The sequence below is a fragment of the Bizionia gelidisalsuginis genome, from assembly GCF_008086185.1.
Taxonomy (GTDB): domain Bacteria; phylum Bacteroidota; class Bacteroidia; order Flavobacteriales; family Flavobacteriaceae; genus Bizionia; species Bizionia saleffrena.
The window spans coordinates 1-11,007 of sequence record NZ_VSKN01000037.1; the positions used below are offsets into that span (position 1 = coordinate 1).

Annotated in this window: 12 protein-coding genes; 1 reads left to right on the forward strand and 11 read right to left on the reverse strand. The window is 30.2% G+C overall.

Annotated elements, in window-relative coordinates; genetic code table 11:
* From ES677_RS15545 to ES677_RS14520, 11 genes are all read right to left on the reverse strand, one after another.
* The coding region (locus ES677_RS15545) for a hypothetical protein (protein ID WP_394349299.1) at positions 1-185 on the reverse strand (185 nt) is incomplete at its 3' end.
* A gap of 327 nt (positions 186-512) precedes the next feature.
* The gene (locus tag ES677_RS14480; protein ID WP_148371042.1) at positions 513-1,118 is read right to left on the reverse strand and encodes a DUF6705 family protein; all 606 of its coding nucleotides are present in this window, start codon (positions 1,116-1,118) and stop codon (positions 513-515) included.
* A 10-nt stretch (positions 1,119-1,128) separates the two neighbouring features.
* The gene (locus ES677_RS14485; RefSeq protein WP_148381624.1) at positions 1,129-2,727 is read right to left on the reverse strand and encodes a hypothetical protein; all 1,599 of its coding nucleotides are present in this window, start codon (positions 2,725-2,727) and stop codon (positions 1,129-1,131) included.
* Between the two features lie 137 nt (positions 2,728-2,864).
* Positions 2,865-3,485, reverse strand: coding sequence for a DUF6705 family protein (locus ES677_RS14490; RefSeq protein ID WP_148381625.1), 621 nt, complete (start codon positions 3,483-3,485; stop codon positions 2,865-2,867).
* Between the two features lie 311 nt (positions 3,486-3,796).
* Positions 3,797-3,973 carry a hypothetical protein gene (locus ES677_RS15355; protein ID WP_170234467.1) on the reverse strand — a complete coding sequence of 59 codons (177 nt, stop codon included), beginning with the start codon at positions 3,971-3,973 and terminating at the stop codon, positions 3,797-3,799.
* A gap of 12 nt (positions 3,974-3,985) precedes the next feature.
* Positions 3,986-5,380, reverse strand: coding sequence for a hypothetical protein (locus ES677_RS14495; protein WP_148381626.1), 1,395 nt, complete (start codon positions 5,378-5,380; stop codon positions 3,986-3,988).
* Positions 5,381-5,721: 341 nt separating this feature from the next.
* Positions 5,722-6,354, reverse strand: coding sequence for a DUF6705 family protein (locus tag ES677_RS14500; protein ID WP_148370999.1), 633 nt, complete (start codon positions 6,352-6,354; stop codon positions 5,722-5,724).
* A gap of 197 nt (positions 6,355-6,551) precedes the next feature.
* The gene (locus ES677_RS14505; protein ID WP_148371000.1) at positions 6,552-6,971 is read right to left on the reverse strand and encodes a hypothetical protein; all 420 of its coding nucleotides are present in this window, start codon (positions 6,969-6,971) and stop codon (positions 6,552-6,554) included.
* Positions 6,972-7,107: 136 nt separating this feature from the next.
* Complete coding sequence (locus tag ES677_RS14510; RefSeq protein ID WP_148381627.1) at positions 7,108-7,707, reverse strand: DUF6705 family protein; 600 nt, start codon at positions 7,705-7,707, stop codon at positions 7,108-7,110.
* Between the two features lie 795 nt (positions 7,708-8,502).
* Positions 8,503-9,102, reverse strand: a complete 600-nt coding sequence (locus ES677_RS14515) for a hypothetical protein (RefSeq protein ID WP_148381628.1) — start codon at positions 9,100-9,102, stop codon at positions 8,503-8,505.
* Between the two features lie 2 nt (positions 9,103-9,104).
* Positions 9,105-10,397, reverse strand: a complete 1,293-nt coding sequence (locus tag ES677_RS14520; RefSeq protein ID WP_148381629.1) for a hypothetical protein — start codon at positions 10,395-10,397, stop codon at positions 9,105-9,107.
* 429 nt (positions 10,398-10,826) lie between these two features.
* Here ES677_RS14520 and ES677_RS14525 point away from each other — a divergent pair.
* Positions 10,827-11,007 (forward strand): transposase (locus ES677_RS14525; RefSeq protein WP_148380285.1); only part of this gene is annotated, 181 nt, incomplete at its 3' end.

An 11,007-nucleotide genomic window follows, 5' to 3' on the forward strand; every position in this document is an offset into this window, starting at 1 on the left:
ATTAGTTCGTTGTCCTCAATTCTTTCTTTATTAATCTTAGATATTTTAAACTTTGGGTTTAGACTATTTTCTGTTTGTGAACTCCGTGTAAAATCATCATCTTTTTGGCAACTAGATAACACAAATGAAACCCCGAAGAGCAACATTACTAATTTAAAATACTGTTTACATTTTCTTTTTTTCAATCGTTTGGTTGGTTTTAAAAATTAGTGATTTTAACTATTAAAAACCAAGTGTATAATAATAACAATCTCACAATACCTTTTAGTACCATTCATCGAAAACTACAACTTATTTGCACTTTTCGTTACGGTAAAAACCGTAATTGGAGTGAAAACGCAAATTTTTCACAAAAAAAAGCCACTACTTGTGTAATGGCTTTTTTAGCTTTATTATTTCAATAGTGTTAACTAATAGAATTATTTGTGTAATATTCTGCTTTTAATCCGCAGATATCAAACAAGAAGCAAATTATAAGTTAGGTTCTGATAGTCTTTTTTTATGTATAGTTTTTATTGTTTTGTTAATATTATATCTGTTGGAATATTAAATTCTGTTGGTTGGTCAGTTCCATACATTCCTTGTGGTAATGTCACCTTCCATTCCATTTGCGAAGGTATAGTACTTGGAATAATATCTAGTTTTAAGATCCCTCTTACACCAGTTATATATTTTGGATTGTATACTACACTATTGTCGTATACTGTTCCATCAAAATTCATTCCATCAACACCTCTCCCACTTATAACTGGAAACCAATCAGAGGTAGACTGGCCTATCTTTTTTTGAGAAGTATAAATGACAGTTTCTAATTGTTGACCTGATTGACCGAGTTGCACCATCTCATAATGGCCCTTAATTTGGTCCCAATAAAAAGAAGGTCTATTTCCGTTTTCGTTCTCAACTTGTTCTTCTTTCCATAAGGTAACCCGAAATATTTGATTGCCATTTTGCCATTCCCAAGTGCCGAGAAAAGGTGCAAAGTTATTGTTCAAATCTTTAAAGTATTTTGCTTCATTGTTCCCATCATTAAACGTTGATGCATCAACTATTTGTTGGGCTTTGCAAGAAGTTATGGTAATGATAATAATTATTAATGTTGTTAATATATTTTTCATTTTATTTATTTTAATTACAATTTATTGGAGTTACGTCTGTATTGTTTGTTTCAAGTTTAAGTTTGGTAAAATTATCAAATGTGGCATCAACTTCAAAAATTTCAACGCCAGCATCATTATCCCTTAACATCTGTAAAAATGCTTTTTGTACTTTATCATTATCTGTATTTGTGTTTTTGATGACAGCTGCATTATCTCCATAAAATTTATCAAATACACTACTTACTTTTAGCATCTTTGGGACATCAACTTGAGTACCTTGTGAACCACTTGGTTGATATAAAAAGTTTGTTAGTTTCGAAGCATCCTCAATGGTCAAAGCGTAACGAGTACCTTTAGCGGTTATCAAAAAGGCGACAAACTTATTTGTCTTTATTTTGCCATTCTCAACTGCTCTAGCCATTAGAGCCAAATCATCCCAAGAAAAAATGGAGTACGTTCCGCTGGCATCGTGAGTATGAGCAAAAGTAATATAGGCGTTAGCTGGATTGTTGTTAAAATTGATAATACCTCCAACTCCTTGCGGAATGGTATTAATTGTACTGCTAGCTTTATCTATATATATTCCATTTTCAACTTGTTGGTTTACTGTTCCCGCTAAATTAATAAGGGCTTGTTTATAATTAGGATAATCTAGAAATAATTTTGTTATTTTATCACAAGGGCCTGGTTTATACTCCTCTGGACAATCATCACCTCTACAGGGTGTTGTTGATGTTGTAACACCATCATTGCTTGATGAACCACCACTACCCCCGTTATTGGTTTGGCCTCCACTTGTATCCCCGGTGTTTGGAGACGTATTTCCTGTGCTACCACCAGTTGAGCCTCCACCTCCAGGAAAACCACAACCATAGTACATTCTATCACTGTTATAAGCTGTACAGTCAGCATAATTGTCGGATCCGTTGTGTCCTGCAGAGCCAGAACACCACTCTAAGAGCACATACCCAGAGCAATCTGCTGCTTTGCTAAAAATATCACTAATTAAACCCTCATCATTTATAACTGTAGAACTTACTTTATTAGTTATATCTACATATGTGTTATTTGAAATATCTTCTTTTTCGGCAGCTGTTATATTATATGATATTATGCTTGTTTTATAAGTACCATCTGGCTCTAAAGAAACTAATAAATTTTCTAACATTTCTATCTCTACATCTCTTTGAATATAAAAGGTATAAGAATGATAAGTTTTATCTGCACTTTCTATATAAGTCGCATAACTTGTATTAAGAGTAAACCCATACTCATTTGAAACTAAGGTTTTATTTTGAGAATTATTAGATTTTTTATTTCTTAAATTAGAGGATAGTTTTGTTAGCTTTCTTGTAAGTGTGGTATTTTCTGCTAACTTAGATTTGTCAATTTTTGATATTATAAAATCCGTTTGGTTACTATTTCTATTTTGTTCAATTTGTATTAAATCATCATCTTTTTGGCAACTAGATAACACGTATGTAACCCCGAAGAGCAACAATACTAGTTTTAAATACTGTTTACATTTTCTTTTTTCATTCCTTTGGTTGGTTTTAAAATTAGTGATTTTAACTATTAAAAACCAAGTATATAATAATAACAATCTCACAATACCTTTTTGTACCATTCATCGAAAACTACAACTTATTTGCACTTTTCGTTACGGCAAAAACCGTAATTGGAGTGAAAACTCACTTTTAAATATTAAAAAAAGCCACTACTTGCGTAATGGCTTTGTAAAGTCATTTATAGCTTTGTTATACTTTATTGTTTAACTAATACCATAGTTTCAGGGATTAAAAATTCGGAAGTGTCCATTTGTGTACCATCATTACACTCTGTGGTATCCCCATATAATTGGTTATTGGTTCTTGTCCAGATTAATTCGTCTGCACTCCCAAAAATCGGAGTATATTCTAGTAATAATTTACCACTAGCATATCTTTCACATAAACCATTAAGCGGTGGTTCTGTGTAGAACAAAATCTCTAATTTATTTTCAGAAACTATTAATCCACCAGAAATATAATTCGCCATAGAATCATTACTGCTGTTATTGGCTCCATAAGTATCATATTTAGTGATTCCGTTTATTTTTAGCAAATATTCACCCGCTATCATATCTCTATAATCTACTTTTACACCTCCAGTTAATGGAGTATGCTCTTTTTTAATAAAAGTGATTTTAAAATAAGTTGTACCATCTTCGTAAAGCCAAGTTTCTAAGTATTTATCTAAAGTATTTTCAATATCTTTATAATAAACAGGTCCTTCTCCAATTTCTCCTGGCAATCCTGTTTTTAAAGATTTTATAGTTTCTTGCGCTTTAATTGTCGTTGTTAATCCTAAACAGATTAAAAAAGTATATAAAAATTTTAATTTCATAATTATTTAAATTGTTATGCTAATATGATATTATCCCGCCAAAACCGCAATCCTTTTTTGTACCATTCATCGAAAACTACAACTTATTTGTACTTTTCATTACTGTAAAAACAGTAATTGGAGTGAAACGCAAATTTTGCACACAAAAAAAAGCCACTACTTGCATAATGGCTTTTAATTTTTTTTGTTCTTTCAATAGTGTAAACTAATAGAATTATGTTTGCAATAGTTTGTGTTAAAACGAAAGAAGCAATTAGAGTCTGAAATAAACCAATATTCTTAACTACCATTTATTATATACTTGGTTGTTGTTAATTTTTAGTGTAATTCATTTTTTTATTTTTTAAATATTCTATTTTTAAATTTAAGTAAGTTTTTAACAATTTATAAATTTTGTGAATAAAATATATTACACAAATTACTAAAACAAAAGCCACTATTTGAGAAACAATTAAACCTATACTTGTCACTTCTAATTCTTGATTCATACTATTAATTTTTTAAAGTTTTGTTACTGAAATTGGAGGATTAGGCACCCCTGTTTGATTATTATATTTAACTTTAACTTCCCACTGCTCTTTAAAAGAAACAATATCGAAGCCCTCTATAGCTATTCCAAAATCGAAATATCCACTAATATTTACTGTTGTGACATTTCCATTTGAAGAATATTCATAAGAGGCTTGCTCCCAATCAGCAAAAGGAGTATAACCAGAATCAAAAGAAACTACTTCTAATACCTGAAATTCACTTTCTATAGAAAGAGGATTCTCTAAAACACTTGTTACGTGGACATTTATGGAAACTGGAAAAATCAGACCGTTCTGGAATGTACCTTTAAATTTGGTTAATTTAGTCCCGTCGGGATTGTTCTCCACTTGAAATTCGTCATTTATAAAAGAATTTTCAAAGTTATTTAAAAAAGCTTGAAGTTCAGAAATAGAACTAAAATTCATAGTCTCTTCATCACTCAATGAATTATCGAATACGTAACTAGCATTACCAAGAAGCAGATCTAGCATTTGCGATTGCGTTACAATCGCTGGCGCCGCCAATATAGGAAGATTACCACTATTACCGTGATTATTTGGATCTGTCGGATCAAAACCATTATCGTATGTGGTTCCGCTAGAATCCCCGCCACTACCACCATCTGAAGTGCCTGGGCTTGTAGGTATCCCATTCCCGCCACCACTAGCACCGTCATCGTAGTTTCCACAAGAAATACTTGTAAGCACCCAACCTTGACTTGGATTACAAGTGCAATCGGCGCCGTGAACTTGACCATTGTGGGGTACGCCATCGCTCCATTCCCAAGTCTCTACGCAACCATAAACCATTTTAGATAATTCTCCGTTGTTAAATACCGAAGTGTCAAAATCGATAGGTAAAAGTATTGTATTACGACTATTTATAATGCCCTCATCCAGATTTGTATATTCGCTTGCAGTGAAATCGTATTGCACTATATACGCGTCGTAACCATTTTCTGTATTTGAGTGCAGCAATAAATTTTCTATATTATTACTTAAAACACTATCTCTTTTTATAGGAAAACTATAAGAGTGATTACCATTTTGGGTATCTTCAATATACTTAACAAAGTCTGTGTTAATAGTAAACCCATAATCGCTATTATAAATTTCTCTATTTAACCTGTTGGCAGATCCATTTTTAAGTTTTGGTGCTAATTTTTGTAATTCTTTAAAAACGGTCTCATTAGATTGTACTTGTTTATGTGTTAAGGTTTCTATTGCATACTTAGATGTTTTTTCGAGGTCTGCCTGATTGTCCAAATAATCGACATCATCTTTTTGGCAACTAGATAACACAAATGTAGCCCCAAAGAGCAACATTACTAGTTTTAAATACTGTTTACATTTTCTTTTTTTCATTAGTTTGGTTGGTCTTAAAAATTAGTGATTTTAGCTATCAAAACTAAATTTATAATAATAATAATAACAATCTCACAACACCTTTTTGTACCATTCATCGAAAACTACAACTTATTTGCACTTTTCGTTACGGTAAAAACCGTAATTGGTGTGAAAACTCACTTTTAAATATTTAAAAAAGCCACTACTTGCGTAATCGTAATGGCTTTTGATTTTTTTTATTATTTCAATAGTGTTAACTAATAGAATTATTTGTGTAATATTCTGCTTTTAATCCGCAGATATCAAACAAGAAGCAAATTATAAGTTAGGTTCTAATAGTCTTTTTTTATGTAAAATTTTTATTGTTTATTTAAAGTTATTTCATCAAAAGTAATTCTATCATTATCTGGTTGTCCTTCTGGAACAATTGCTGTAGCACTTCTTTTTATTTTTATTATTATTTGCTCTGGAATATCAAATAATGCCTCTCCAGGAAAATGTCTTATTATCATATCATAATCAAAATAAGGTCTTAAAGGGTCTTTAACAACAACTTTTACTCTTCTTTCATTATCTCCACAATCATTACAAGTTGGCAAATCATTATTGTCTATTAAGTAGCCTCCGTATATAGAATGTTCATATGGGTCTTGATTTAAATCTATTTGGTTTGTTGAATTTATTATTTGAAGACCGTTCTGGTTAATATATTTAAATTCCCCATATAGTATGTCTTCATAACAACTAAAATTTGGTATTGTAAACTCTGTTAAATTTTGACTTTTCATTTTTAAAATGATTTTTAAACTTTCATTACCATTAGTATATTGCCAAGTGCCTATAAGTTTAGCAAGATCACCATCTGTATCTTTATAGTAAGCATTTTCAGTTTCTAAATAATCGGACCCATTAAATAAGGCAATAACAGGTTGTTGTGCTTTACACAACAAAAATGTTAAAATAGTAATTGCAATTAAAATTAAAATTCTCATCTTTTGTTTTTTCAATTCATTAGAAGGTACTGATTTAACTGTTCTATTCGAATTAGGTATTATTTTAGACCAATTACTCTGCGACTTTCAACTTATTGGTTTACACGTTATATTCGTGTATTTAACTGTTTATAATCTCTCTATTGAAATTAAAATGCTTGATTTCTATTATTAATCAAATGGCCTAAACCCACTAATTAGTCTTTATTAATCTGCGTTATAATGGTATCATTAACGCGATTTAATATTATAGTTTTCGACAGACTCTCTTTTAACTTTTTTAAATCTTCGTATGACTCAATTTTTAAAAAATTGTCTTTATCGAGACTATCTTTAGCCAAAACTTGAACCTCATCACCAAACACGCGATAAATTTCTAAAACGGTTATTAAATCATCTCTTTTGTTATTCTCAAAATAGTTGTCTAATAATTTCCTGATTTTTTTTATCTCAATTGAATCCTGAATTGTTAAGTATAGATCGCTAATTATCTGACTATCATTTTTAATTTTATTGTAATTAACAGTAGACAAAGTCAATTCGTTTTTAACCGTTTTTTGTTCAACTGATTTACACCCAACTAATAATATTAATATAAAATAGATACTGTTTTTCATATGTATTTTCTTAAATTCTTGATTGTTTTATTAATTCTTTTATTGACTTTCTAAATTGCTAATAACATTAAATCAAGATTATAGCCACTACTTGCGTAATGGATTTGTAAAATAATCTATTAAATTATTATTATAATTATTGTTTGGTTAAAATAAACTCTGGAACTAAAACCTGTGAAACAGACTCTCCATTCGGACAATTGTTAACATCTAAACTATCTGTATTAGGATTATAATGTACTCGAATTTGAGTATTATTGTTAATCAATTTAACAAAAATTGTTCCCATTTGTCCACAAGAATAGTGTTCTCCTGAATAATCTAATACATAATAGCTATCATCATGACCAAAATAATTCCCTTTTATTATTAAACCATCTTCATTTTGAAGACTGGATGTCTCAATTACTACATTACCATTAGCCTCTGTTATTTTGTATTTTATGTATAGCTTATCAATTGTAAGCGGTCTAATTGATGAGTTATAAACGACTTTATAGATTAAAAACTCAATTGCTTCGTTATTAACGGTTCCTTGCCACACACCCAGATAATCATTAAACAAGTTATTTACATCTTTAAGATAAGCTCCATCTGGAATACCATTTTCGATATTACTGTTAAGGATATTTAAGTGTTGTTCGATTGGAATCTCTAAACCTTGATTGGAAGAATTAATTTGAGCTTTACAACTTAAGGCTAATAAAATTATAAGTATAAATATTGTGTTTTTCATCTTTTTCTTTTTTAATTATATATTTCCCGCTCCATATGCTTGATAAATCCATACTGATACAGTAATTAGAACAAAAACAAAAAATATAATACTCTCTTTTATCTTCTTTTTCCTTATTCTTTTAGTCTTTTACATCAAGTAGAGATAACAGGTTAAAATAATCGGGAACAACAAAAGCCATATATAACCTAAAATACTAGGTGTATATACAGCACTTTTATAATTAGCAGGTAAAATCAACAAGACTAGTGATAATATAATACTTATAAAATATAATAATTTAATTCTTGATGATATCATAATTTAAAATTTTTAATTACAGCCTAATTCACTTATTGGTAATTCCCCATTTAGGATTTGTTGTACTTTATTCCCATCTGATCTATTTTTTGTTGGCGTTACTATAGTTGAAGAACCGCCATTAAATAGATTGTTTAAATAATTATTTAATTTTAACTATTAAAAACCAAGTATATAATAATAATAACAATCTCACAATACCTTTTTGTACCATTCATCGAAAACTACAACTTATTTGTACTTTTCATTACGGTAAAAACCGTAATTGGAGTAAAAACTTACTTTTAAACATTAAAAAAAGCCACTACTTGCGTAATGGCTTTGTTATCCTTTATTGTTTAACTAACACCATAGTTGCTGGAATTAAAAATTCGGAAGTATCTATTTGTGTACCATCATTACATTCTGTTGTGTCTCCATATAATTGTTCCCTATTACCCTGTATCGAATTTTAGCTCTTTAAGTTATTTATAAATTTCACTAGATTTTAAGAGATCAATCAATTTTATAAAACTGAAGCTGTTCGCAATCCATACAACTGTTGTCATCCAAACGAATTACCAATTTGGATTTAATTGCGCCATCCAGGTATAATCTATAATTTTTTGCTATAATTTTACCTTCTAAATATTTATTAGAAGAATTAATTATTTTAAATACATCTTTGTTAACTAATACGTTAGATTTATAAATAAAGCAGCTATCATTCTCAATTTTAATAGCTGTTATTTTAGTGTGTTTTTCCTTGTGATTTGGCTTGAGCAAATAAGTCCCTTTAAATTTTTCATAAACATTAATTACATTAACCTTTTGATTTATAGTATGTATTCTATCCCAAATGTACAAGTTTAATAAAAGGTCTTTACCCTTTATTTTATTGTAATCATTGATTAAAACAGAATCTATTAATGTTCCTTTTTCCCTTTTTAAAATGTTATAAAATTGCTGAATTGCTGAATTTTCATATTCTTTATTTAACGCCATTATGCTATCGTATTTGCCTTGTAAAACAGAACAGTGACTATCTCTTTTTTTATCTCCACAAGACAAACAGAAAAAAAAAGTGAATAGAGTTAAAATTGTTAGATTTTTCATAGTTAATTACAGTTTATTCCAGAATTGTTGTATTGCTCGTTAATTATGTTAGAATATATATTGTAGGTTCTTTCAGGTTCAGGGACACTATTCTCTAAAATATCAATTGAATCTTTAAATTTTTCCCAAGCATCATAAAATTGAGTATTTCCACTTTCATCGGAAAATGATCTTAAACCTGCCCAAGACATAGCCTCATAAAATTGTTCAGGATTATCTCTAGTGACATTTTTAGACAAGTCGTAGGCTTTCATTGTATCTATAAGCACACTTCTGTAGAAACTAGCCATTTGATTGTGATGAGCTTCCGTATAATTAGGAGTTAAACCCCAGGTAACAACATTTCCCATTAGACTTTGAGAATACTCCAAGGTTCCATAACTAAATGTATAATCCGCAATACCAAGATAGTTATCTTCAAGGGCATTATATTCTGCCAAGGACAAAATTTGATAGTCATCCACTATTTCCTTTAACTTTCTATATAATTCCGCGTGGATTATTTTATGAGCAATTGTTTTAACCATAACAATATTACTTACATAACTTAAAGACTCACTGTTAATATTTATGTATGCTAAAGTTTGTGTGTCATCTAACCCAGTATGCCCAGTATTTCCCCAGTTGTCACTTTGAAAGATTCCCCATTCAAGATGTAAAACTGGATTTTCAGGTTCAAATTTCTTAATAATCTTACTCATTTGATTTGTGGCAATTACGTCATCCTTTATAGTTTTTAAACAAGTTTGAGATTGAAATTCAATTGTTTCATTAATCTCTATTATCATTTCAAAATTAAAATCCACTTCCCCTCCATTCATCAAAGTAATTATAGCTTCAATAGCAAAAGCTTGAGCAGTTTCGGAGCATTCATTCTTATCTATGAAGTTACTAATTTGACCAACAACATTTTTTGGTTGAGATTGTAACCAAGCAGACATTTCTGCGGTAAAACCATTTGGAGAACCACCTATACTTAATTGACTTAAACAAAGATCAACTTTTTCCCAAGGTTGAGGAGTAGTAGGTGTTGTAACACCTCCATTGCTTGACGTACCACCGTTATTGGTTTGGCTTCCACTTGTATCCCCGGTGTTTGTAGATCCTGTATCATTACCCTCTGGTTCGCCAGAATCTCCCCAGCTTCCTGCACCACCTCCTCCGCTGGGCGTGCAAGTTTCTGTAATTACTATACTATAAAAATCAATACCACAATCACCATAACCTATAGAATCATTATGATTACCTGAACTACAATATTCTTCAATTGTATAAGTACAGCCTTCTTTACTCAAAAATTCAGTTACAAAACTGTCGTTATCGATTTTGTTAAAAGTTATTTTGTTATTTAAATTAACAATGTTACCTTTTTCAATACTCTCTTTTTCTTGAGCCGTTAACGCATATGTAACTAATAGCGTCTCATAGCTGTTATCTGGTTGTAGCGTTAATACTAAATTTTGTAAAGTATCACTTTCTATTAAAGGAATTATTGGAAAGGTATAAGAATGATAATTCCCGTCCAGACTCTCCGTATAAGTTGCATAATTTGTATCTACATAAAAATCAAATTCGTCTGAAGATGTTGTTCGATTTCTCGAAATTATTTTTCCTTTATTAATACTTTCATTAAGTCTATTAAGTTTTTTTATTATTAGTTCGTTGTCTGGATGTGCTAATTTAGCGGACAGTACAAGTTAAGCATAAAGTCTTACATTTAACTTATGACACAAGAGCGAAAGAAATATGATCCAGCTTTTAAACGACAAGCTGTAGAATTAAGTAAGGACAGAAAGAACCTGTCAGAACTAGCAAGAGAACTAGGTATCAAGGTTACTCTTTTATACAAGTGGCGTAAAGAATTTGAAGCTTTTGAATCGGGAAGTTTCCCTGGCAATGGTAATT